Source organism: Amphibacillus cookii (genome assembly GCF_016908375.1).
GTDB lineage: Bacteria > Bacillota > Bacilli > Bacillales > Amphibacillaceae > Amphibacillus_C > Amphibacillus_C cookii.
This window is the reverse complement of the sequence record NZ_JAFBDS010000005.1, coordinates 1-23,586: the sequence shown is the minus strand read 5'-3', so window position 1 is coordinate 23,586 and position 23,586 is coordinate 1. Positions and strand designations below refer to the sequence as shown.

Genomic DNA, 23,586 nt, shown 5'->3' with positions numbered 1-23,586 from the left:
ATTATTTTTTAAAATATCCTCTGTCTACTAACTTTTAATTGCTGCATCCAATGCGACTTCAATCATATCATTAAAAGTCGTTTGCCGTTCTTCAGCAGTTGTTTCTTCACCGGTTAAGATATGGTCAGACACGGTTAAAATAGCTAATGCTTGACGACTGAATTTGGCAGCTAGTGTATAAAGTGCAGTAGCTTCCATTTCTACAGCAAGTACTTGATATTGAGCTAGTTTCTCCAATAAGGCTAATCCGTTATCGCGGTAAAAGCTATCACTTGTAAAGACATTACCTACACGTAGGGCTAACCCTTTGTTGCTCCCTGTATCATATGCGGCCTTTAATAATTGAAAATCAGCGATAGGGGCAAAGTCAATGCCGCCAAATACCATGCGATTAACCTGTGAGTCTGTGGTTGAGCTTTGTGCTAAAATAACATCTCGGACATTGACATCTTTTTGAATAGCCCCACATGTTCCGACGCGAATTAATTTTTTAACATCATATTCTTGAATAAGCTCATTGACATAGATAGAGATAGAAGGGACGCCCATTCCTGTTCCTTGTACAGAGATCCGTTCACCTTTGTATGTACCTGTATAGCCATACATACCTCGTACTTCATTGTAGCATACAGCATTTTCTAAGAAGTTGTCAGCGATGTACTTAGCGCGCAATGGATCTCCTGGTAATAATATTTTATCTGCTATATCGCCTTTTTTAGCACCTATATGTGTACTCATATAAAGCAAGCCTCCTATATCCTTTAATAAAATAATTTTTAATTAGTGCAGAATAGAGAACTTTCTCCAAACCTAAGGTTTTAACTATTACGATGTAAAAAGTTCGTTACTGATTCTTATTTATTCCTTATTAACAAGAAATAAGCCCACCATTGAGGGAAGCTTCACTACATATTGATAAGTTATCATAATCGAATTTAGAATACAAATTATTTTTCATATTTTCTAGCTAGGTAATCGGGGAAAGCTTAACCTTTGTGAAAACGTTCTATTATTATGATTATTTCTATTTATTCCATGTTAAATTTCGTATATAATAACATTAATGAATCTATTTATGTAAAGAATGGATTGATTAATAACGTGAATCAGTTGGGAGGAATTAAAATGAAAGAGCAAACATTTACAATTACAGATGATACAGGTATTCATGCACGTCCTGCTACATTGTTAGTTAATAAAGCTGGTCAATATGAATCACACGTAGAAATGCATTATAATGGTAAATCAGTTAACTTGAAGTCTATTATGGGTGTCATGTCGTTAGGTGTACCTAAAGGTGCTCAAATTAAGGTTACAGTTGAAGGTGCTGATGAAGAGCAAGCCATTGAAGGGATTACTGAAGCGATCCGTGAACAATTAGGGGAATAATTGTTCACAGATAACCGTCCGTAAAACGCCCGCCTCAAAATAGAGTGTAGAGCTTATCTATTTAGGCGGGAGGAAGCGGCCGCTAATGTCCGGATTCACTCAACGGCCAATCCGCGGGAGAAGAACAAAAAACTTACTGGTTAAGGTTCGTTTTATGGTTAGCATCCAGTTATTACGTTGATATAACATCATGGTGAAAAATGGAGGGTTCGAGTGAACCCTCCATTTTTCATTTAAAACTATTTTATTCATATTTAACTTGCGTTGTTTGAAATGTCAAATAAGCCAGCACTATAAGCTTGCAATAGGGTTGTCTATACTGTTAGTTGTGTGATTAACCTATATCTCCTGTAGCCCTGAACCTCTGTCTGCTTAAAGTTAAAGTGCTTATATTTCAAATATCGCTGCCAACCGGTTCATTTACACCTTGTTTACTCTAGCGTCTAATGCTTTAATCATTTTATTAACACCTGTTTCTATATATGTGGTTGGACTAGCTAAATTGATCCTCATAAATCCACGTCCTTCTTCTCCAAAAGTTAAACCATTATTTAACCCTACCCGAGCTTCTGCTATCATAAATTGATTTAATGCGGTCTGATCAAGGCTCATGTTTCTACAATCCAGCCACATAAGATATGTTCCCTCGGGATGAATAGGCGTGATCTCATGTCTTTCTTGAAAGGTTTTTTCGACTAATTGCCTATTTTTATGCAATACCGTATATAGGTGATCAAGCCATTCTTCACCATGTTGATAGGAGGCTTCTAAAGCAGTAATCCCTAATGTATTTAAGGAAGATACGCCATAGTCCGCTAAAGCTTGTGTAATGTCCTGTCGGAGCTGTTTGTTCGCAATGACTGCATAGGAAACCTGTAGTCCTGCTAAATTAAAAGTTTTTGTTGGTGAAAAACAAGTAATAAGTTGATCCTCAATCGTTTGATCAATTGAACCGATCGGTACATGCTGAGCATCGTTATAAATAAGATCAGCATGAATTTCATCTGAAATAATAAGTACATGATAGCGTTTAGCAAGGCTGATTATATTAGCCAACTCTGTTTTCGTCCAAACACGCCCAACTGGATTATGGGGACTACACAAAATAAACGCCTTTACTCCGGATCTGAATTTTGCTTCTAAATCATCATAATCGATTGTATATCTTCCATTGTTATAAATTAATGGATTAGTGACTAATGTACGATTATGCTTTTTGACTATACTATGGAATGGCGGATATACAGGTGTTTGAATTAATACTTTATCGCCTGGATTCGTTTGCGTTAAAATAGCCATATGTATAGTAACAAGTACACCCGGGCTATATATAATGCTATCTGCCTCAATTGTCCAATTGTGTCTTCTTTTCAGCCATTGTTTTACTATTTGATTTAAGTGGCTATCCGTTATTGTATAGCCAAATACCCCATGATGAATCCGATCAATTAATGCTTGTTTAATGGGGGAGGCGATTTCAAAATCCATATCAGCTACCCACATCGGTTGTATATCACTAGAACCAAATACTTTTTCAGTCATATCCCATTTAACTGAACGTGTTCCTTGACGGTTTGGCAATTGCTCAAACGGCTCCATCATCTATCCCACTCCCTCGCTTATTTTGATTAATCATTATTTTCTAATTATTATAACATGTTTAACGTGGTATTTAGCTAAGATGTTTGAAGCAATAAAAATATCTTGTATATTCATGATCAGCTATGATAAAATTAATAATTGCGTATAAATACATCCGGTAAATCCTATGACTCGTAGGTGTTATAGATTTGTCAATATTAAATTTAGGAGTTGTGATGATTATGTCAGAAAAATTTACAGAAGGTCAGGTATTAACAGGAAAAGTTACAGGTGTCCAACCTTATGGCGCTTTTGTAGCGTTAGATGATCAAATTCAAGGTTTGGTTCACATATCAGAGGTTACTCATGGGTTTGTTAAAGATATTAATGAGTTTATTGCTGTTGGTGATGAAGTTAACGTTAAAATTATTTCAATTGATGAAGAAAAAAATAAATATTCGTTATCTATCCGTGCTACTGAAGAAGCACCAAAAAAGGCACCTCAAGCTAATAAACCATCTAACCCTAAGCCTTCGCAACAAGAAGAACAAGGTGGTTTTAATACATTGAAAGATAAATTAAACGAGTGGCTTAAACAGTCAGAACAGAACAAGTAATTCATATGTAAAGCCAGCACACTGAATATAAGTGTGCTGGCTTTTTAGGTCGTTCCGTTGATTCGTTATCTGCTTTGTCTGTATTTAGCTTTGTGGTTGATAATGATGTTTCTCTCTCGGTTCATGGTCTGGCTTAAATAAGATGCTCAAGCTAATTAAACCACTAATGCCGACTAAGGTGTAGATAATTCGGGCAAAAGCACCTGCTTGAGAACCACCACCGAATAATGTAGCAACTAAATCGAATTGTAGCAAACCGATTAAGCCCCAATTGATGGCGCCAATGATAATTAACACAAGTGCTATTCTTTCAAGTACATTCATCGTATGTCCTCCTTATTCAATAATATAACTTGCTATTTTAGTGTGTGTTTTTTTAATGAATCTATACTTTTGAATAAGCCGTATACGGCCAATGGGCTTGTTAACTTTCAATTTTACTTGATTTACGAAAGCTGATTCGGTATCTTTAAGATGACAGATTATTTTATAAATGGAGGTAATTAAATGACACACGTACGTTTTGAATATGAAAAAGCATTAACGTTTTTTGGTCAGCATGAAGTTGACTATCTTAAAGAGCCTGTAAAATTAGCTCATGAGATGATACATAATAAAACAGGGGCTGGCCATGATTTTCTTGGCTGGGTGGATTTACCTGAAAACTATGATAAGGATGAGTTTGATCGGATCAAAAAATCAGCAGATAAAATTAAAGCCGATTCAGATGTTTTACTTGTCATTGGTATTGGTGGTTCTTATCTAGGTGCGCGTGCTGCCATTGAAATGCTAAATCATTCATTTTATAACATTTTACCTAAAGATAACCGTGAAACACCTCAAGTTATTTTTGTTGGGAATAGTATTAGCTCGACATATATGCATGATTTATTTGATTTGTTAGAAGACAAAGATGTATCGATTAATGTTATTTCTAAAAGTGGAACGACAACCGAGCCAGCAATTGCTTTCCGAATTTTCCGTAAATTCCTAGAAGATAAATATGGTGTAGAAGAAGCTAAAAAGCGTATCTTCGCGACAACTGATCGCGCGAAAGGTGCATTAAAAACATTAGCGACAGAACAAGGTTATGAAACATTTGTAATTCCTGATGATGTTGGTGGACGCTATTCTGTGCTAACAGCTGTTGGTTTATTGCCCATCGCAGCAAGTGGTGTCGATATTGATGCAATGATGGAAGGGGCACAAAAAGCGCAACAAGAACTTAGTGAAGCAGATCTTGACAACAACCCCGCTTACCAATACGCAGCGATTCGTAACGTACTTTACAATAAAGGTAAGACGATTGAAATGCTGATTAATTATGAGCCAGCTTTACAATATTTTGCTGAATGGTGGAAGCAGTTATTCGGAGAAAGTGAAGGGAAAGATTTTAAAGGGATCTATCCTTCTTCTGCGAATTTCTCAACCGATTTACATTCTTTAGGTCAATATGTTCAAGAAGGTCGTCGAGATATTTTTGAAACAGTTTTACATGTTGAAACGCCAAAACATGATATTACGCTAGAGAAAGAAGGTCAAGACCTTGATGGTTTAAATTACCTCGCTGGTCAAACCGTAGATTTTGTTAATGAAAAGGCTTATCAAGGGACAATGCTTGCTCATACAGATGGTCAAGTCCCCAACTTAATTGTTCACTTGCCAAAGCTAGATGCTTACACTTTTGGCTATGTTGTTTATTTCTTTGAAAAGGCTTGTGCAATTAGTGGCTATTTATTAGGTGTGAATCCATTTGATCAACCTGGTGTAGAAGCGTACAAGAAAAATATGTTTGCCTTATTAGGAAAACCAGGATTTGAAAAAGAAAAAGCAGAACTAGAAAAACGTTTATAATCTACAAGAGGCTGTTTAAACAGCCTCTTGTTTTACGTCTAATCATCTTTTGATGGGGAACACCTTTAATGTTTCTATGATGGTATTGATTTATCACAGATAACCGTCCATAAAATCCCCCTCAAAATCAGAGTAAAGCAAATCGATTGAGGTGAATGATAACGGACGCTAATGTCCGATTCACTTCAACAAGTAGGAGAATAAGATCGTAGACTAAAACCGCCACGTCCTGTGGCAACGTCTGCATAACCTACATCCTGTAGGTCCACGCCGACTGATTGCAGGTTCGTTTAATTTTAATTAAAGCTGTTTTTCAAACATCTCTGCTAGGACGCGATTGGTTTCAATGATGGCGGTTGCTCCGGCGTGCTTAGCATTGTCTACCTGTTCTGTTGTTAATATTTCGGTATGGATTGAAATGTCATCATTTATACTTCTTAATGCGATAACCGTTAATATGCTCGCTTGATCAGCATAGCGTTCTTCTTTTCCTGGGTCAGCTGTAACTATGGCTGCTGTAGCTTGTTCAGCGTTTGCTTCACTTAATGTCTTAGCTATAGTAGGATCCCCTTTAACAAAATGAAGATAGCGATAATTTGCAGGCAAATGTGCTAAGGTTTGATCAATTAAAACAATGGTTGATTGTGTTTTTTGATTTTGTAATAGATGAACCAGTTGCCTTGTGCGTTCATTCCAACCAATAACAATAAGATGCGCTTTTCCTTGGAAACGTGTGAGTCCGCTATTTCTTTGCTGTTCTGCTTTTATAGTTGTTGCTGAAATGGTAGCCATATAGAAAGTAATGGCACCACCGCCACCTAAAATAAGCATCAAGGTTAACAGACGTCCTATTAACGTGTGAGGAACATAATCTCCATACCCAACTGTGGAACCGGTGATGAGCGCCCACCAAATGCCATCAAATACAGTTGGAAAGATGTTAGGTTCAACAAAATGAATAAGTGAACCAAACCCGATCATAAATGCTCCAATAATAATGAGTAATTTTAAAAGTGTAGGCAGTTGGAGATAATAATACCTTATACGAACAATCATTAATCATCATCCTAAATATTTTTTCTTAGTATTTACAAAAAGTTTTGATATGATGTTGGTAGAATGAAAAGGAGGATGACATTATGTTATTAGAAAATAAAGAGTTCTTATTTGAGTTGTTACAAACACCTTCACCATCAAGTATGGAGATTGCTATCCAAAAGAAGTGGATTAATTATGTTGAGCGATTTGCTGATGAAATAATAACAGATCATGCTGGAAATGCAATTGGTGTACTTAATAAAGAAGCGGATTTCAAAATATTATTAGCCGGTCATTGTGATGAAATTGCCCTTGTTATTAATCGAATAGATAATGACGGCTTTCTTTATTTTGATAAAATGGGGGGGATTAATCCTAAAGCAGCTGTTGGAATGAAGGTGAAAATACAAGGCTATGCCAAAGAAATAGCTGGGGTAATTGGTGTTAATGCTCAGCATCATGGTGGAATAAAAGGTGATTTCGATGTTGCAGACTTATTTATTGACTGTGGTGCAAAGTCTAAAGATGAAATTGAGGCCTATGTTCAAATTGGTGATTTAGCTGTTTATGATCGTAAACCTGAATCACTAATGGATCGTTATATAAGTGGCCGAGGTCTAGACAATCGCACCGGGGCTTTTATTGTGGCGGAAGTGCTTCGTAAATTATCGGATAAACACCTTAATGTCGGTGTTTATGTGGCGAGCACTGTTAATGAAGAAACGAATATGGGTGGTGCGTACTTTGCAGCTGCAGGTGTGGAGCCGACGATGGCTATTGCCTGTGATGTCACTTTTGCAACTGACTACCCTAATGTTAATAAAAATAAATATGGTGATATTCAATTAGATGGTGGGCCTGTTTTAGCTAAGGGTGCGCCGATTAATCGAAAAATAAACCAATGGCTTGAGCAAACAGCTGAGCGATTGGATATCAAGGTTCAATATGAACTGACATCAAGCATGACGGGTACAGATGCTGATAAAATGCGTTTAACCGGTCGCGGTGTGCCAGTCAGCTTAGTCTCACTACCGCTACGATATATGCATTCTCCGGTTGAAACGGTAAGTATTAAAGACATCGAAGAGGAAATTGAACTATTAGTTGACTTTATTGCTAACATGAGTGGGGCTGAGAACTTAAATCCATTAATTGATTAGTTCCTTATTTGCTAAGTAAGCTTTCAGTTTGAAGGAGATAGTTGTGCAGTAGAAGCTTTAAAAGATCCGAAATTAAGCATGGCTCTCCTTTGTTAACTGTGCTTTTTGATGATTATGTGAAAAAAGTTCATGTAAAACCCTTCACAAATTTATTCGACTATATTATACTATATATAACAACATATCGATTTAATCTTCGGGGCAGGGTGTAATTCCCGACCGACGGTAAGCAGCTCATGCTGTAAGTCCGTGACCCGCTTTTTATAGCGGTGGACCTAGTGCGAATCTAGGACCGACAGTGAAAGTCTGGATGGGAGAAGATACAGAGTAATATGGTTAATTGACCATTTTATTTCTTGATGCCTATTAATCCTAAAGCCCTTTTTGCTTTAGGATTTTTAATTTGGGCTTGAGGAAGTTACTCTCCCTTCATCATATTGAGGTTAATATCGATTAAGAAGGTGAAGGAGGATGTTGACATGAATAAACAGTCATCACAATTATTAAAATTGATTATTTTAGCATTATTAGGGACCATTTCTATGGTATTATTATTTTTAAATTTCCCATTGCCATTTTTGCCTCCCTATTTAAAAGTGGATTTTGGGGAAGTGCCGACGTTATTAGCGGCACTTATTTTCTCACCAATGGCAGGTGTGGTTGTCCAATTAATTAAGAACTTATTATATCTTATTTTTACTGGAGCAGCAGATCCAGTTGGTGTATTTGCTAACTTTGTAGCGGGTGTCACTTTTGTTGTGCCCATATCGATGATTTATCATAAGTATAAAGGTGATAAAAGCTTGTTATCTGGATTGGTTGTTGGTACGATTATTATGACGCTTGCAATGGGGATACTCAATTATTATGTCTTACTTCCCATTTACAGTGTCTTCATGGGTATGGATGATTTATCTAGTGGAGCGTTGTTGAGTACAATCATGGTTGGTGTGATTCCATTTAACTTGATTAAGGGCATCATTGTTTCTGCTTTATTTGTGCCATTGTTCATTAAATTAAAACCTTGGATCAAACAAAAGCAATCTATATTCAGTTCATAGTTGATAAAAGAGATCAGTACAGTCTATAAGTAGTTCAGCTTTGGTGTGCAATTTGTTAACGCCAAAACTGAACTATTTTTTTATCACAGATAACTGTCCGCAAAACGCCTGCCTCAAAATAGAGAATAGAGCTTGTCTTTAGGTGGAAGATAGCGGCCGCTAATGTCCTGATTGAAGGTTTGTTTTATAAATTCGCAATTTAAGTAACATTTCTATATTGTTAAAATTTACATAACCTTAACACTAAGTTCATGATTTTTTAAAATTGGCTCGATATACTAAAAACAGTGGGAATTATCGGCTGCTGGATACTCAAATAAAGGAACAGCGATAGGATAGCAGTTTTAGGAGGGGTTTGATGGATCAATCGATATTAATGGTTGCCAAGGAGAATGTTTTGCATGCGTCATTAAGAGAAGCATTTCACGCTTTAGGGTATGTTATATGGGAAACGGATCATATGGATGAAGCAATGAGCTTAACAGATACACTTACACTATCCGCTGTACTTATCGATTTAGACACACCTATTGATGGATTAGAACTTTGTAAACGATTAAGACAAGTTCTGAAGCGCTGGGAACCTATTATTTTATTGTCATCGGATCATGATGAATTAAGCTGCACATTGGGACTTGAACTAGGGGCAGATGATTATGTCTTAAAACCTTTTAGCATTAAGGAGCTTATTGCACGAATTAAAGCTATTTTGCGTCGAAGTGAGCAATGTTGTCGTTTTGATTACCAAGCGACCAACAGTTCACTGCCCGAACACCATATAGTAAATGGCGAACTTATCATTGATACAATAAATTATACTTTATATAAACATAATCAATTGATTGATTTAACACGAAAAGAGTTTGAACTGCTTTATTATTTATTCTCACATAAAGGTGAGGTCGTGACTAGAAAAGAACTATTGAAAGCATTATCAAGTGAATCAGACACGATTGATGATCGGATTATTGATGTTTTTATTAGTCGATTAAGACAAAAGATAGAGCCAAAACGGAAAAATCCGATTTATATTAAAACAATTAGAGGAAAAGGCTATTTGTTGGTTGACTATAATAAACACACGCTTAATGAAACATCTCAGATGAAAATTTTAAATTGATGGAAAAAAATACAGCTTGATAAAAGAACAAATGTTCGTATAGAATATGAGCAAGTTGTTCTTTTTTGTAGTCTAAAAATGATGTTTTAGGGAGAGAGGCAGGTGGAACGCACCATTTTTTTAGTTGATATGCAAGCTTTTTATGCCTCAGTAGAAAAGATAAGGCAGCCACATTTAGTTAACAAGCCTGTTATTGTTGCTGGGGATCCTACTCAAAGAAGTGGCATTGTGTTAGCGGCTTGTCCGCTTGCGAAACAAGAAGGTGTAAAGACGGCAGAACCGATTTGGCAAGCACGTCGCAAATGCCCGACCCTTGAAATAACTACACCCCATATGGAGCTTTACCTAACCCTTTCATTGGAAATCACTAAAATACTTGAGCAGTTTTCTGACTTAGTAGAAGTATATTCTGTTGATGAACAATTTATAGATGTGACTGGTAGCTTTCACTTATTTGGTTCCAAGCAAGCTATCGCTCAAGCGATTCGTGATGAAATTTTTGACAGCATCGGGGTAGAAGCAAGGGTTGGGATTGGACCCAATAAGGCGTTAGCCAAAATGGCGTGTGATCAATTTGCCAAAAAAAACAGAACCGGAATTGCTGAATTAAATTTGAACAATATTAAAGACTTACTTTGGCCGCTTCCGATTGATGCTTTATTTGGTGTTGGAGATCGGATGAATAACCACCTTGTTAAGATGGGATTACATACGGTTGGCAATCTAGCTTGTTATCCGGTTGACTGGTTAAAGAAGCGTTGGGGGATAAACGGCGAAGTGCTCTGGCGTTTAGCTAATGGAATTGATTCAAGTCCGGTTGTCTCGAAAACACATCAAAGTCAAAAAGCGATTGGGCATCACATGACTTTACCCTATGACTATCAGCGAGAAGCGGATATAAAAGTGGTGTTGCGTGAACTATCAGAGGAGGTGGCTAGACGAGTGCGACGTCAAGATTATTTAGGTATGACCGTATCTGTAAATCTCCAAAGTCATCATTTTGGTAGTAAAGAAGGATTTAATCGTCAACTTGCACTAACGGAGCCGACCCAATTAAGCTCAAAAATTTATCAGGCTGCTGATATTCTCTTTAGCAGACATTGGGAGGGCTATCCAATTAGAGGAATCGGTTTAACTTTATCAAAGCTTGTACCTAAATCAACGCAACAACTTTCGTTATTCGATGACCCGCAAACAGAAGAAGACCTTACGCAAACAATGGATTTATTAAAAGAACGGTACGGTTTAACGGCTATAATGAAGGCATCATCATTACTAGATGCTGGTCAGGTCAAAGGACGAGCAAACAAAATAGGTGGGCATAGTCGCTAAAAGAGAACAGGACGTTTAGCACAGATAACCGTCCGTAAAACACCCACTTCAAGATAGCGTGCAGAAGTAAATCCATATAGGTGGGTGATACCGGACGCCAATGTCCTGATTCACTCAACTAACAATCAATGGGTGAAGAGCAAGAAGGCCAACTGATTGTCGTTTTGTTTTATAGATAATGATTCGATAACGTTCATTACCGTGATAATCTAGTCGAAAAGGCTTCCTAAGCATAAATTTTAACAATAGAGAATAGTTGGTGATCGATAGAAACATACAAGCTATTGTACTTGAACATCTACTATCTTCACAATATTTACGAAAGAAAATAAGGTTTAGCTGCGCTCAAAAAGTGGAAGGATAAAGTAACAACATGATTGGAGATGGGGAATGATGTGGAAACATAAATTTAAATGGCTTTTAACCGGACTGGCACTGCTCGTGACCACTTTACTTCTGTTTTCTTATCAACCAGAAAGTGAGCGTCCTACTTATGCCCACTCCTATAGTCAACATGAACGATTGACGAAAGAAGAAATTACCTCTTCCACTTTCACTACATTAGAGGAGCGACAGACAGCTCCTGAATTGACAAAGGAAATGATTAAGGAAAAGACTGAAGCATTTATTGACCAGCTCGTACAAGAAACTAATGAAAATTATCGCGTGGTTAATTTTTCAACGAAAGCAGCACTTATTGAACAATTCGATGGGATAGCTACACAAGAGGTGGTTGCACCCTATATAGAATTTTATTATGATGAAAGAGACGATGGTCTGTATATTGTCCCTACTGAATTACCGCCATGGTTCATACTTGAAGAGCCGTATCAAAAAGAAGTCTTAGACGACGGTCTGATCAAGATCATACAAGAAAACTCACTAGAAATGTATGGAGACTATCGGATTGAAATCGTCTTTGCTTACGAAAAAGGCTGGAGGATTATTGATATTAACCATCCTCATATTGAAGAGGATGTGACAGACTCATCGGATATTATTTGAAGGTAGCGATCGTTATGTATGTTTTTCGAGATTATTATAATAATGAGGTTAGGCTTTCATTTGATGACCATCCATTTTCTAAATACCCTAAACATGTGTTTGTTATTTGTCGCTATCGGGGGCAATGGCTACTTACTAAGCATAAAACACGAGGCATGGAATTTCCAGGAGGTAAAGTAGAACAGGGGGAAACAGCGGAACAAGCGGCTGTTCGAGAGGTAAAAGAAGAGACAGGTGCAACTGTTGATTTGCTCCGTTATTTAGGTCAATATCATGTAGAGGGTAAAGGGGATACCGTAATCAAAAATATTTACTACGCCGAAATTGCAGATTTGAAACAACAAAATAGTTATCATGAAACAGAAGGTCCTGTTCTATTAAAGAATTTACCTGAAAATTTGATAACGAATAAATCATTTAGCTTTATTATGAAGGATGATATCGTTAGACTGAGTTTAAAGGAAATTATTAAACACCACGTCAGCTTTGAATAAGAAAGCTGACGTGTCTTACTGTTTAAAGATGCCATTTCGTTAACGTAATTTCTTTAATAACCATTTTTCAAAATAAGCAACACCTTGATACATTAACGCTGCTAAAAAAGCAATTAATACAAGACTATAAAGAACCAATGTGAAATTAAAAACTTGGAAACCATAGACAATTAAGTAGCCGAGCCCTTTGGATGCAACGAGAAATTCACCAACGATCACACCAACCCAAGAAAGACCGACGTTTACTTTAAAGGTGGATATGATGGTCGGTAAAGAAGCAGGGAGAATCGCTTCTTTGAAATTTTGCCATTTGGAAGCGCCAAAGCTTTGTAAAACTTTAATATAATTAGCATCAACTTCATGGAAACCATTATAAACGACAAGAGCGGAGACAATCACACAAATAATCGCTCCCATTGTAATGATGGAGCTATAACCTGGTCCTAAAGCGACAATGATAATCGGGCCTAATGCTACCTTTGGTAAGGCATTGAAGACAACTAAATAGGGATCAACAATAGCTGAAAATCTCTTGGAATACCAAAGGAAGAAAGCCAAAATTACCCCTGCTATTGTTCCGATGAAAAAACCAGCTAATGTTTCAAAAACAGTTATCCGCATATGAAACCAGAGTGAACCATCAAGAAGGTAACGCACCATAAGATTTACAACACGTGAAGGAGAACTAAATATTAATGGATCAATCCAGTGCAGACGACTACTGATTTCCCAAAATGCGAAAAAACAAATAAAAATAATCGATTGGCCATATTTGATTAACCTTTTTTCACGTGATAATTGTTGTAAGTAAACATTATACGCGGGATGCGTCGTTTTCGGTGTCAAGCTGATTCATCTCCTTCCAAATTTGATCAAATAGTTGATGGTATTCTGGATGTTTTCGTGCTTCAATAGGTGAGAGATTTCGTACTTGTTCTGGCACAGATATGTGTGAGTGAATGGCGCCAGGATTTGCCTTCATCAAAAAAATATCATCACTCATAGCGATGGCTTCTCCGATATCGTGGGTGACTAAAAGCGATGTTTTTTGATAATCTTTTAGCATATCAATCATAAATGCTTCTAAAATAAGTTTGGTCTGAAAGTCTAATGCCGAAAAAGGTTCGTCAAGTAAAAGTAGTGCAGGGTCAGTCATTAGGGTGCGAGCGAGTGCCACGCGTTGCCTCATACCGCCAGATAATTGATCGGGATACTTATTAGCAATATCGGTCAATCCAACTTTAGTCAATAATCCTTTAGCTTTATCGTAATCACCTGTTACCCATTCCCTACGAATTTTTGGACCAATACAAACATTGTCTAAAATCGTTTTCCAAGGAAATAAGTAATCTTGTTGGAGCATATAGCCAATCGCTATGTTCTGTTGGTCAATCGGTAAACCTTTCAACTTTATTGTTCCTTCTGTTGGGTTAATTAGTTGAGCGATAATGGATAGAAGAGTTGTTTTCCCACACCCGCTAGGACCTAATAAAGAAATGAAATGTCCCTTTTCAACTTGGAATGAGATGTTATCAAGGGCATGTGTGCAATGTTTTTCATTAAAATAATAGTGAGAAATAGATGCAAGCTCTAAATAGCTCAATGGGCTTACCTCCTCAATCTTTAATAACTTCTTCTGCAAAATTTGTATTAACTAAATCTTGATAGTCAATGTCAGCGGGCAATTCACCTGCTTGATCCATAATTACTTTTAAATGTTCCCAAGCTGCTTCTTCTAGCAAAGGGGTGGTTGCATAGGCGCCTTGTGTCTGATAACGCTCAACTGAGCTAGCAAGTAATGCGCGATCGGTTTCAGCGAAAAAAGGTTGAACAATCTCGGCAATTTCGTCAGGAGCAGCTGAGTTAACATATTGTTGTGCACGATATAAGGCTTTGGTGAACTTTAAAACCGCTTGATCATGGGCTTCTAAAAAGCTTTCTTTAGCCATAAAAACAGTGTAAGGGACTTGCCCTGAGGCTTCACCAAAAGAAGCGACAATATGTCCTATGCCATCTTCAACAAATTGACTTGCAGTAGGTTCGAACAACTGTACATAATCGCCAACGCCACTTAAGAAAGAACTAGCAATGTTGGCAAAGTCAATATTTTGAATGAGTTCTAAGTCTTCGTGTGGATCGATTCCATGGTCTCTTAATACAAACTCTCCCACCATTTGCGGCATCCCGCCTTTACGTTGACCTAAAAATTCCTTGCCGATTAAATCTGTAAAGGAAAAATCATCGTCGGGCTCACGTGAAACAAGAAATGTACCATCTGTTTGCGTTAATTGCGCAAAGTTAATAACTGGATCATCTGTTTCTTGACTAGCAACATAAATAGAAGTCTCAGCCCCAACTAAACCAATATCAGAATTGTTCGATAATAGCGAAATCATTACTTTATCTCCACCAGCAATGGTTTGTAGCTCAACCTCTAGACCTTCCTCTTCAAAATAGCCAAGTTCTAAGGCAACATATTGAGGAGCATAAAAAATGCTTCGTGTTACTTCTGCAACGCGAATTTCTATTAATGATTGCTCATTGGAACAACTTATAAGTAAGATAGGTATGACTAAAAGCATGGAGATGACACCAATTTTTTTCATTTTAATACTCCTTTTTCTTATCCCGTTTTCTCCATCGTATGCAAAAATAAATGGCTGTGTGTTTAGCACAGATAATGGTCCGTAAAAACGCCCGCCACAAACATAGAGAGCAGAGATGATCTATTTAGGCGGGAGATAACGGATGTTAATGTCGTGATTCACTAAACGTCCACTAATTGAAGGTTTGTTTTATAATTTATAATAGTTAGAACTTATATTGACAACAGAGAAGGGTTTGGTTACGATAAAAAAACATAACAAAGTTTAGTTAGGGAATGTATGCATCCATCTCGATTAACTATTCAGTGAAGAGTGTAAGAAGGCATTCGTTTTTATAGCCAATGCTTCGCATATTCTGTTATGATAAACTTGGAAACAGCTAAAATAAAAAAGAATGGACACCTGTTTTGGTGGTTAGGAAAGGAGATTTGCTAACATGGTTGCAAATCGTCGATTATTCACTTCGGAGTCTGTAACTGAAGGACATCCAGATAAAATTAGTGATCAAATCTCAGATGCAATTCTTGATGCAATTTTAACAAAAGATCCTCTCGCTAGAGTGGCATGTGAGACAACGATTACGACAGGTCTAGTACTTGTATCAGGAGAAATAACAACTTCAACCTATGTTGATATACCTAAAATTGTTCGTCAAACGATTAAGGAAATTGGCTATACACGTGCTAAATACGGATTTGATTACGAAACGTGTGCGGTATTAACCGCAATAGATGAACAATCTCCCGATATTGCGGGGGGAGTAGATCAAGCTTTGGAAGCGCGTGAAGGTAAAATGAACGATGAAGCGATTGAAGCGATTGGGGCAGGAGATCAAGGTTTAATGTTTGGTTATGCTAATAATGAAACGCCTGAATTGATGCCATTACCGATTTCTTTAGCGCATAAATTATCGAAGCGGTTAGCAGATGTGCGCAAAGACCAAACCGTTGATTACTTACGTCCGGATGGTAAGACGCAAGTAACGGTTGAATACGATGAAAACAATAAACCGTTGCGTGTTGATGCGATTGTGATCTCAACACAACACCATCCAGACATCGAGCTAACGCGTATTCAAGCAGATTTGAAAAAACATGTGATTGCGCCGGTTGTGCCAGCGGAACTATTAGATGAGCAAACAAAATATTTTATTAATCCATCAGGACGTTTCGTTATTGGCGGTCCTCAAGGCGATGCTGGTTTGACAGGTCGAAAAATTATTGTCGATACTTATGGTGGCTATGCACGCCATGGTGGTGGTGCGTTTAGTGGTAAGGATGCAACAAAAGTAGACCGTTCTGCATCTTATGCTGCACGTTATGTCGCTAAGAACATTGTTGCTGCTGGATTAGCCACGGCATGCGAGGTTCAATTGGCATATGCCATAGGGGTAGCTGAACCTGTCTCTATTTCAGTCGATACATTTGGAACGGGGAAAGTAAGTGAGGAAAAGCTAGTAGAAGCAATTCGCCATTTATTTGATTTGCGCCCAGCAGGTATCATTCAAATGTTGCAATTACGACAACCGATCTTTAAGTCAACCGCAGCCTATGGTCATTTTGGTCGTACAGATGTCACTTTTCCTTGGGAAAGAACAGATAAAGCAGAAGCCTTAAATGCTTTTATCACAGCTAGCCGTCCCTAAAACCCCCTCAAAAAGAGAACAGAGGTTAATCAATTGAGGTGGGTGATAACGGACACTAATATCCTGATTCATTCCACGAACCATCAGTGGGCAAAGAACGAAAGCGCCCGCTGATGGAAGTTTCGTTTTATTAATGCTTAATCATACAACGCAAAAGATCCCCCCCTTTTTAAATGCGCGCGAGCGGGGAATAACATGGACCCAATAGAATGGGCGCTAAAATAGTGCCGTCTATAGGGTCCATTCTTGTAAAGTCTAATGAAGTAGAAAAGATCAGCTTACTTTGAGGGGGATTTTTATCATTATCAAGTCAAATTAGATTTAAATCTATTCCCGCTGGCTATAATGATTAAAAGCAATCATTAAACGTGTAGGTGTGATAAATATGAGAAGCAGTATGTATCAAACAGCTCCTAAACTTGTAAAGACCGCATTCCGAGATATCTTTCCAGTTGTAACTAATGAGCTTATGTATTGGCGTGCAAGGGCAGAGGCTATTCCGAATGCCGATTTACGTGATCAAGCCTTAGCTAGTATTGATACGAAAACCTTTCATTGTCAAGGTGGAAGTATTTATAGTGTTTTATCAGGAGCAAGGTGGAGGGAAGCAGTGACCTTCATCGTTGCGTATCAAACGATTAGCGACTATTTAGATAATTTATGTGACCGTAGTGATTCACTTGACCCGAATGATTTTCGGTCACTGCACCAATCGATGCTGGATGCTATCACATTGTCGAAATCAGCAAGCTCTTATTATCAGTTTCGTAAATCTCAAAACGATGGTGGTTACTTAACAGAGCTTGTGCAAGTATGTCAAAAGCATTTATCAACGCTAAGCGCTTATCCTGTCATGAAAAGATATTTAATTGAGCTAGCTCGTATATATATCGATTTGCAAGTACATAAACATGTTGATCAATCTGAAAGGGTGGACCGTTTAAAGCAAATGTATAAAGAAGCGGATTATAAAGAGCTAAGTTGGTATGAGTATAGTGCGGCAACAGGGTCAACTTTAGGAATATTTTGTATGGTTTCTTATGCTTTTCATGGTCAGTTAGAGAAGCGTCAATTAGATTATATTTATCAGGGTTATTTTCCATATTTACAAGGCCTTCATATTCTTCTGGATTATCTCATTGATCAGAATGAAGATAGACAAGAGGGGGACTTAAACTTTTGCGCTTACTACCCGAGTGTTGATAAGTTGGAGCAACGTCTGCTTTATTTTATTGAACGGACTAAAGTTGCAATTAAAGAGATGCGGGATCTATCGTTCCATCGCTTTATTTACCAAGGGCTAATCGCTTTATACCTGTCTGACCCTAAAATCGATAGGGTATTGAGCGGAGCGCGGATAAAGCGTCAATTATTAAAAGCTGGCGGGATTAAGTCTGTTTTTTTCTATTATTCAATAAAATGGTATAATCGCTTTAAAAACAAGCCGATTAAGCAATACTCGCTTTAATCGGCTTGTTTTTTCTCGATGGCAAGAATAAAAGGTGGATGATTTTTTTGATTAATAAATCCATACTGAAGTACATTAAATTGCTTCTGATCATATTGTTTCAAATGGTCAAGCAAGGCTTCTTTTTCAGCTGTACCTCCCAGATGACCATGATAGACAACACAAACGATTATGCCTCCAACCTTTAATCGAGAGGCTATTTTCTCTATAGCTAAAATCGTGCTTGTTGGCTTAGTAACAATCGCTTTATCACTTCCGGGTAAATAACCGAGGTTAAAGATAGCACCAGCAAGTTGTTGATCAGCCCGTTTTTCTAAATAATGATCGACATTTTGATGACTATCATGTATCAGTTCAACGTTAGTTAGTTGTTTTTCTTTAAGCAGTTCTTGTGTATTGATAATGGCCTCAGCCTGAATATCAAAAGCATAAACGATTCCATTAGGTCCAGTTGCCTCGCTAAGCATGACGGTATCATGGCCGTTCCCACAAGTGGCATCGATCACGAGTTCACCAGGTTGAATGACCTGTTGAATTAATTGATGAGCGTAAGGAATGACACGTTTTAACATGACAGTACCTGAGGGTGTGTATTAAACAGCTTCCCTTGATAGCTGTTGCGTGTTTCAAGTTCGGCATCAATCGCGTTTAATACTTCCCATTTACTCATGCTCCACATCGGTCCAATTAACAACTCAGGCGGTCCGTCACCAGTGATGCGGTGAACAATCATGTCTTGCGGTAAAATTTCCAACTGGTCGACCACGAGTTTAATATATTGATCACGTGTCATAAATTTAAGTATCCCTCTTTCATATTGCTTAACCATAGGTGTTCCTTTCAACAGGTGCATCATATGAATTTTTATCCCTTGTACATCCATCTCACTCACTGCTTTAGCCGTGTCCATCATCATTTGATAATCTTCACCAGGTAAGCCGTTAATAATATGTGTGCAAACGTTAATGTTATGTTTGCGTAGTTTTTCAACCCCATCAAGATAGCATTGCATATCATGTGCACGATTAATTAAATCAGAAGTGCTTTGGTGCATCGTTTGTAACCCGAGTTCTACCCAAAGGTAAGTCCGCTCGTTAAGCTCTGCTAAATATTCAACGACATCGTCTGGGAGGCAGTCTGGGCGCGTGCCGATCGATAAGCCAATAACATTATCTTGTTTTAAAATAGTTTCATATTTATCTCTTAGCTCGTCTACAGGTGCATGTGTATTTGTATAGGCCTGAAAATAGCCAATATATTTGGCATTAGGCCATTTACTGTGCATGCGGTCTTTCACTTCATTAAATTGCTTTTCTAGATCATCGGTACGGTTTCCAGCAAAATCACCGCTTCCAGCAGCCGAGCAGAACGTACAGCCACCATAAGCAACCGTGCCATCACGGTTAGGGCAATCGAATCCCCCATCTAATGCTACTTTGAAGATTTTTTCTCCGAAACGATTTTTTAAATGATAGTTTAAAGAATGGTATCGCTTTTGATCATATGAATATGGAAATGGATTTTTCATAAATGAGAACCCCTTTATCCTAATTTGGTTTAAATCACTTTGAATATTTTATCACAATAAGAGGGGAGAAGCACGATGTCATTTTAAAAGTATTTTGATGATCAGCTTGACAAAAGCGTCTGGTTTACTTACAATACGATTACAATAATAAGGAACGACAATGAAAAGGATTAGTAGTAAAATAGTCAAGCCATAGAGAAATAACGGTTGCTGAAAGTTATTCTTGGCTTTTACGAACTCACCTTTGAGGTTGCGATTGTGAATGGTAGTAGTGATCGCCGTATTCTGCGTTAAAGAAACAAAGTGAACGTTACGAAGGACGTTAATTTTGGGTGGTACCGCGGGAAAAGCTCTCGTCCCAGTTGTGGGATGCAGGGCTTTTTTATTTTTAGAACACACGTTCCCATTTGCCGTTGTCGATCAAAATGAAGGAGGATATAATATGTCATTTGACCATAGAAAAATAGAGAAGAAATGGCGGGATTATTGGTTAACCAATAAAACGTTTAAGACAAATACAAATACGGATAAGAAAAAGTTTTATGCGCTAGATATGTTCCCTTATCCATCTGGTTCAGGGCTTCATGTTGGACATCCGGAAGGTTATACGGCAACAGACATTCTGTCGAGAATGAAGCGGATGCAAGGTTACGAGGTTCTTCATCCAATGGGGTGGGATGCTTTCGGCTTGCCAGCTGAACAATATGCGCTTGATACAGGCAATGACCCGGCCATGTTTACTGCTGAAAATATTGATACATTTAGACGGCAAATTCAAGAGCTAGGCTTTTCATATGATTGGGACAGAGAAGTTAATACAACAGATCCTAATTATTATAAGTGGACACAGTGGATATTCCTAAAACTTTATGAGAAAGGACTAGCTTATGTCGATGAAGTGCCGGTTAACTGGTGTCCAGCGTTAGGGACGGTGTTAGCTAATGAAGAAGTGATTGATGGTGTAAGTGAGCGTGGGGGACACCCAGTTGAGCGAAAGCCAATGAAGCAGTGGATGCTTAAAATTACTGCATATGCAGATCGCTTATTGGAAGATTTAGAAGAGCTAGATTGGCCAGAAAGCATTAAGGATATGCAACGTAATTGGATCGGTCGATCAGAAGGTGCTGAAGTGATCTTTGACATTGCGGATCATCAAGATACTTTTACCGTGTTTACAACACGACCTGACACCCTATACGGTGCTACTTATGCTGTGTTAGCTCCTGAACATCCATTGGTTGATAAAGTGGTTACAGCAGAGCAAAAAAGTGCAGTCAGTCATTATTTAAATCAGGTAAAAACAAAAAGTGATTTAGAACGGACAGATTTGGCTAAAGATAAGACAGGTGTTTTCTCAGGTGCTTATGCAGTGAACCCTATCAATGATCAAAAAATTCCGATTTGGATTGCTGATTATGTTTTAATGTCTTATGGATCTGGTGCAATTATGGCCGTACCTGCCCATGATCAACGTGACTTTGAGTTCGCAAAAAAATTCAACCTTGAGATCATTCCAGTACTTGAAGGCGGCGACATCGAAACTGAAGCATTTACTGGTGATGGTAAACATATTAATTCTGAGTTCTTAAATGGCTTAAATAAAGATGAAGCTATTACAAAAGCAATTGATTGGCTTGAAAAGCGTAATAAAGGTGAGAAAAAGGTCACGTATCGTTTGCGCGATTGGCTTTTTAGTCGCCAACGCTATTGGGGTGAACCGATTCCGGTTATTCACTGGGAAGATGGTACGACAACAGGAGTAGATGAAAGTCAATTACCACTTGTGTTGCCGAAGACAACAGAAATAAAACCTTCTGGAACAGGTGAATCACCACTTGCTAATATTGAAGACTGGGTTCATGTGACTGATCCTGAAACAGGCAAAAAAGGTCGTCGTGAAACGAATACTATGCCACAATGGGCAGGGAGTTGCTGGTACTTCTTACGTTTCATTGATCCAGATAATAGTGAAAAACTTGCTGACTATGATCAGTTAAACAAATGGTTGCCAGTAGATGTTTATATTGGCGGAGCAGAACATGCTGTTTTACACTTATTATACGCTCGTTTTTGGCATAAGTTTTTATATGATATAGGTGTGGTGCCTACAAAAGAACCATTTATGAAGCTATTTAATCAAGGAATGATTCTAGGTGAAAACAATGAAAAGATGAGTAAGTCAAAGGGCAATGTCGTTAACCCAGATGAAATACTTGCTAGTCATGGTGCAGATACACTTCGCTTATATGAAATGTTCATGGGTCCACTAGATGCTTCAATTGCGTGGTCTGAAGGGGGCCTTGATGGAGCGCGTCGCTTCCTTGATCGTGTTTGGCGTCTATACATATCAGAACAGTCACAGCAGTTAGTATCAAAAATTGTATCTGAGGTCAAAGACGATCAGCTTGAAAAAGTTTACCATGAAACGGTTAAGCGTGTTACAGAGAATTTTGAAGAGTTGAAATTTAATACGGCGATCTCTCAAATGATGGTATTTATTAATGAAGCATATAAAGTTAATGAAATAGAGAGAAAGTATGCAGAAGGTTTTGTGAAGTTACTTTCACCGGTGGCACCTCACTTAGCTGAAGAGCTTTGGAGTAAATTAGGTAAAGCTGAGACAATCGCGTATCAATCTTGGCCAGAATTTGATGAAACAAAGTTAGTGGAAGATGAGGTTGAGATTGTGATTCAAATTCTTGGTAAGAATAGAGTTAAAATGTTGGTGCCAAAGACTGCTACCAAGGATGAACTTGAGGAGCTGGCATTAGCGAATGAGATTATCCAAGAAAAAATTGCCGGTCAAACGGTTCGAAAAGTGATTGTTGTTCCAGGTAAATTGGTTAATATTGTAGCCAACTAATAACTTAATACAAGGCTCGGAGTATAGATCCAATATATTCCGAACCTTTTTTGTTATCATATAATAAGCGATAACTTGTTTTTGATTTTTCAGCAGTTATGATAGATGAAAGATTAAAACGAACCTTCAATCAGCGAGTGGTTTCGTCTTTTTCAGTGGAGTCAATCAGGATATTAGCATCCGTTATCGTCCATCTAAATAGACTGACCTCTGCTCTCTATTTTGAGGTGGGCATTTTACGGGCGGTTATCTGTAACATGTAATAAATGAAGTGTTTTAAGGCGTTATATTTTAATGAATTTGTGCTTGACTTTTGTGTAAAAACCTATTATTATTAGGAGTACGCCATTTAAATATCAAGGCGTTGTGATAGCTTTAAGACTGTTGACAACAAGGCGTAGTGTATGGTATTATTATATTGCTGTCTCGAACTGGGATAGTGATCTTTGATCTTTGAAAACTGAACAAAACAACCAGTATGTTAAGAAAAGAAGTAAGAAGCAAGCTAGTGCTTTAAACGAGCAAATGGATCATCGACGAAGAACGCAACGTCCTGGGGCTGCGATTACTCGCCCCATCAAAAAGAATTGTTGCAACGTCGATGCCAGCACATCCGTGTGCAAGTAAACTTTTAATGAGAGTTTGATCTTGGCTCAGGACGAACGCTGGCGGCGTGCCTAATACATGCAAGTCGAGCGCAGGAAGCATGATCAATCCCTTCGGGGTGAGATCGCGTGGAATGAGCGGCGGACGGGTGAGTAACACGTGGGCAACCTACCTGTAAGACTGGGATAACTCCGGGAAACCGGAGCTAATACCGGATGA

21 protein-coding genes, 1 rRNA gene, 1 riboswitch and 1 other annotated feature are annotated in these 23,586 nt (G+C 38.0%); of the genes, 13 read left to right on the top strand and 9 right to left on the bottom strand.

What is annotated here, in order from left to right:
- Positions 1-27 precede the first annotated feature (27 nt).
- A complete protein-coding gene (deoD, locus tag JOE23_RS08210; protein ID WP_204437487.1) occupies positions 28-738 on the bottom strand; it encodes a purine-nucleoside phosphorylase in 711 nt (236 codons plus the stop codon).
- Positions 739-1,125: 387 nt separating this feature from the next.
- Here deoD and JOE23_RS08205 point away from each other — a divergent pair, with 387 nt between their 5' ends.
- Entirely contained in the window at positions 1,126-1,389 is a 264-nt protein-coding gene (locus JOE23_RS08205; protein ID WP_017472330.1) for a phosphocarrier protein HPr, read from the top strand.
- Between the two features lie 420 nt (positions 1,390-1,809).
- On the opposite strand, the gene JOE23_RS08200 is transcribed toward JOE23_RS08205, so the two are convergent.
- Positions 1,810-2,991, bottom strand: a complete 1,182-nt coding sequence (locus tag JOE23_RS08200; RefSeq protein WP_204437486.1) for a MalY/PatB family protein — start codon at positions 2,989-2,991, stop codon at positions 1,810-1,812.
- A gap of 221 nt (positions 2,992-3,212) precedes the next feature.
- Here JOE23_RS08200 and yugI point away from each other — a divergent pair, with 221 nt between their 5' ends.
- Positions 3,213-3,587, top strand: a complete 375-nt coding sequence (yugI, locus tag JOE23_RS08195; protein WP_204437485.1) for a S1 domain-containing post-transcriptional regulator GSP13 — start codon at positions 3,213-3,215, stop codon at positions 3,585-3,587.
- An 84-nt stretch (positions 3,588-3,671) separates the two neighbouring features.
- On the opposite strand, the gene JOE23_RS08190 is transcribed toward yugI, so the two are convergent.
- On the bottom strand, positions 3,672-3,911 hold the full coding sequence (locus JOE23_RS08190) for a DUF378 domain-containing protein (protein ID WP_204437483.1): 240 nt from the start codon (positions 3,909-3,911) through the stop codon (positions 3,672-3,674).
- 183 nt (positions 3,912-4,094) lie between these two features.
- Between JOE23_RS08190 and JOE23_RS08185 the strand changes: the two genes are divergently transcribed.
- Positions 4,095-5,441 (top strand): glucose-6-phosphate isomerase, encoded by a 1,347-nt coding sequence (locus tag JOE23_RS08185; protein WP_204437481.1) that lies wholly within the window; start codon positions 4,095-4,097, stop codon positions 5,439-5,441.
- Positions 5,442-5,741: 300 nt separating this feature from the next.
- Here the strand turns inward: JOE23_RS08185 and JOE23_RS08180 are convergent, their stop codons facing one another.
- On the bottom strand, positions 5,742-6,497 hold the full coding sequence (locus JOE23_RS08180; RefSeq protein WP_204437479.1) for a potassium channel family protein: 756 nt from the start codon (positions 6,495-6,497) through the stop codon (positions 5,742-5,744).
- An 83-nt stretch (positions 6,498-6,580) separates the two neighbouring features.
- On the opposite strand from JOE23_RS08180, the gene JOE23_RS08175 reads away from it, so the two are divergent.
- The 6 genes from JOE23_RS08175 (at position 6,581) to ytkD (ending at position 12,651) form a co-directional block, all read left to right on the top strand.
- Positions 6,581-7,639, top strand: coding sequence for a M20/M25/M40 family metallo-hydrolase (locus tag JOE23_RS08175; protein WP_204437477.1), 1,059 nt, complete (start codon positions 6,581-6,583; stop codon positions 7,637-7,639).
- Between the two features lie 188 nt (positions 7,640-7,827).
- A riboswitch (FMN riboswitch) is annotated at positions 7,828-7,965 on the top strand.
- 153 nt (positions 7,966-8,118) lie between these two features.
- Complete coding sequence (locus JOE23_RS08170; RefSeq protein WP_204437475.1) at positions 8,119-8,700, top strand: ECF transporter S component; 582 nt, start codon at positions 8,119-8,121, stop codon at positions 8,698-8,700.
- Between the two features lie 358 nt (positions 8,701-9,058).
- Complete coding sequence (locus JOE23_RS08165) at positions 9,059-9,820, top strand: response regulator transcription factor (protein WP_204437474.1); 762 nt, start codon at positions 9,059-9,061, stop codon at positions 9,818-9,820.
- A 102-nt stretch (positions 9,821-9,922) separates the two neighbouring features.
- Entirely contained in the window at positions 9,923-11,152 is a 1,230-nt protein-coding gene (locus tag JOE23_RS08160; RefSeq protein ID WP_204437472.1) for a DNA polymerase IV, read from the top strand.
- Between the two features lie 393 nt (positions 11,153-11,545).
- Entirely contained in the window at positions 11,546-12,157 is a 612-nt protein-coding gene (locus JOE23_RS08155; RefSeq protein ID WP_204437471.1) for a hypothetical protein, read from the top strand.
- A gap of 14 nt (positions 12,158-12,171) precedes the next feature.
- Positions 12,172-12,651: an RNA deprotection pyrophosphohydrolase gene (gene ytkD / locus JOE23_RS08150; RefSeq protein ID WP_204437470.1), complete on the top strand. Its 480-nt coding sequence runs from the start codon at positions 12,172-12,174 to the stop codon at positions 12,649-12,651.
- 39 nt (positions 12,652-12,690) lie between these two features.
- Here the strand turns inward: ytkD and JOE23_RS08145 are convergent, their stop codons facing one another.
- Genes JOE23_RS08145 through JOE23_RS08135 form a run of 3 tightly spaced genes read right to left on the bottom strand, consistent with a single transcriptional unit; the run spans position 12,691 to position 15,257 of the window.
- Entirely contained in the window at positions 12,691-13,497 is an 807-nt protein-coding gene (locus tag JOE23_RS08145; protein WP_204437468.1) for an ABC transporter permease, read from the bottom strand.
- A complete protein-coding gene (locus JOE23_RS08140) occupies positions 13,466-14,254 on the bottom strand; it encodes an ABC transporter ATP-binding protein (protein WP_204437466.1) in 789 nt (262 codons plus the stop codon). Before JOE23_RS08140 ends, JOE23_RS08145 begins: the two co-directional genes overlap by 32 nt.
- A gap of 13 nt (positions 14,255-14,267) precedes the next feature.
- Positions 14,268-15,257 carry an ABC transporter substrate-binding protein gene (locus JOE23_RS08135; RefSeq protein ID WP_204437464.1) on the bottom strand — a complete coding sequence of 330 codons (990 nt, stop codon included), beginning with the start codon at positions 15,255-15,257 and terminating at the stop codon, positions 14,268-14,270.
- A 436-nt stretch (positions 15,258-15,693) separates the two neighbouring features.
- Between JOE23_RS08135 and metK the strand changes: the two genes are divergently transcribed.
- Positions 15,694-16,902, top strand: a complete 1,209-nt coding sequence (metK, locus tag JOE23_RS08130) for a methionine adenosyltransferase (protein WP_204437462.1) — start codon at positions 15,694-15,696, stop codon at positions 16,900-16,902.
- A 385-nt stretch (positions 16,903-17,287) separates the two neighbouring features.
- Positions 17,288-18,370 carry a tetraprenyl-beta-curcumene synthase family protein gene (locus JOE23_RS08125; protein WP_204437459.1) on the top strand — a complete coding sequence of 361 codons (1,083 nt, stop codon included), beginning with the start codon at positions 17,288-17,290 and terminating at the stop codon, positions 18,368-18,370.
- Here JOE23_RS08125 and mnmM read toward each other — a convergent pair.
- A complete protein-coding gene (mnmM, locus tag JOE23_RS08120; protein ID WP_204437457.1) occupies positions 18,367-18,942 on the bottom strand; it encodes a tRNA 5-(aminomethyl)-2-thiouridylate-methyltransferase MnmM in 576 nt (191 codons plus the stop codon). The two genes, JOE23_RS08125 and mnmM, sit on opposite strands and share 4 nt — an antisense overlap.
- Positions 18,936-19,898: a tRNA modification radical SAM protein MnmL/YtqA gene (gene mnmL / locus JOE23_RS08115; protein ID WP_204437454.1), complete on the bottom strand. Its 963-nt coding sequence runs from the start codon at positions 19,896-19,898 to the stop codon at positions 18,936-18,938. The genes mnmM and mnmL overlap by 7 nt, the downstream gene beginning before the upstream one ends.
- Positions 19,899-20,049: 151 nt before the next feature.
- Positions 20,050-20,262 (top strand) — a binding site (T-box leader).
- A gap of 78 nt (positions 20,263-20,340) precedes the next feature.
- On the opposite strand from mnmL, the gene leuS reads away from it, so the two are divergent.
- Together leuS and JOE23_RS08105 are read left to right on the top strand one after the other, a co-directional pair.
- Positions 20,341-22,761, top strand: a complete 2,421-nt coding sequence (gene leuS, locus JOE23_RS08110; RefSeq protein WP_204437443.1) for a leucine--tRNA ligase — start codon at positions 20,341-20,343, stop codon at positions 22,759-22,761.
- A 630-nt stretch (positions 22,762-23,391) separates the two neighbouring features.
- A 16S ribosomal RNA gene (locus tag JOE23_RS08105) occupies positions 23,392-23,586 on the top strand; the annotation flags it as partial.

Bases quoted from the DNA above. Each gene is read 5' to 3' on its own strand.
- JOE23_RS08155 (WP_204437471.1), top strand. From the start codon at position 11,546: ATGTGGAAACATAAATTTAAATGGCTTTTAACCGGACTGGCACTGCTC.
- deoD (WP_204437487.1), bottom strand. From the start codon at position 738: ATGAGTACACATATAGGTGCTAAAAAAGGCGATATAGCAGATAAAATA.
- yugI (WP_204437485.1), top strand. From the start codon at position 3,213: ATGTCAGAAAAATTTACAGAAGGTCAGGTATTAACAGGAAAAGTTACA.
- JOE23_RS08200 (WP_204437486.1), bottom strand. From the start codon at position 2,991: ATGATGGAGCCGTTTGAGCAATTGCCAAACCGTCAAGGAACACGTTCA.
- JOE23_RS08125 (WP_204437459.1), top strand. From the start codon at position 17,288: ATGAGAAGCAGTATGTATCAAACAGCTCCTAAACTTGTAAAGACCGCA.
- JOE23_RS08180 (WP_204437479.1), bottom strand. From the start codon at position 6,497: ATGATTGTTCGTATAAGGTATTATTATCTCCAACTGCCTACACTTTTA.
- mnmL (WP_204437454.1), bottom strand. From the start codon at position 19,898: ATGAAAAATCCATTTCCATATTCATATGATCAAAAGCGATACCATTCT.
- JOE23_RS08175 (WP_204437477.1), top strand. From the start codon at position 6,581: ATGTTATTAGAAAATAAAGAGTTCTTATTTGAGTTGTTACAAACACCT.
- JOE23_RS08190 (WP_204437483.1), bottom strand. From the start codon at position 3,911: ATGAATGTACTTGAAAGAATAGCACTTGTGTTAATTATCATTGGCGCC.
- JOE23_RS08135 (WP_204437464.1), bottom strand. From the start codon at position 15,257: ATGAAAAAAATTGGTGTCATCTCCATGCTTTTAGTCATACCTATCTTA.
- JOE23_RS08170 (WP_204437475.1), top strand. From the start codon at position 8,119: ATGAATAAACAGTCATCACAATTATTAAAATTGATTATTTTAGCATTA.
- JOE23_RS08165 (WP_204437474.1), top strand. From the start codon at position 9,059: ATGGATCAATCGATATTAATGGTTGCCAAGGAGAATGTTTTGCATGCG.
- mnmM (WP_204437457.1), bottom strand. From the start codon at position 18,942: ATGTTAAAACGTGTCATTCCTTACGCTCATCAATTAATTCAACAGGTC.
- ytkD (WP_204437470.1), top strand. From the start codon at position 12,172: ATGTATGTTTTTCGAGATTATTATAATAATGAGGTTAGGCTTTCATTT.
- JOE23_RS08185 (WP_204437481.1), top strand. From the start codon at position 4,095: ATGACACACGTACGTTTTGAATATGAAAAAGCATTAACGTTTTTTGGT.
- metK (WP_204437462.1), top strand. From the start codon at position 15,694: ATGGTTGCAAATCGTCGATTATTCACTTCGGAGTCTGTAACTGAAGGA.
- JOE23_RS08205 (WP_017472330.1), top strand. From the start codon at position 1,126: ATGAAAGAGCAAACATTTACAATTACAGATGATACAGGTATTCATGCA.
- leuS (WP_204437443.1), top strand. From the start codon at position 20,341: ATGTCATTTGACCATAGAAAAATAGAGAAGAAATGGCGGGATTATTGG.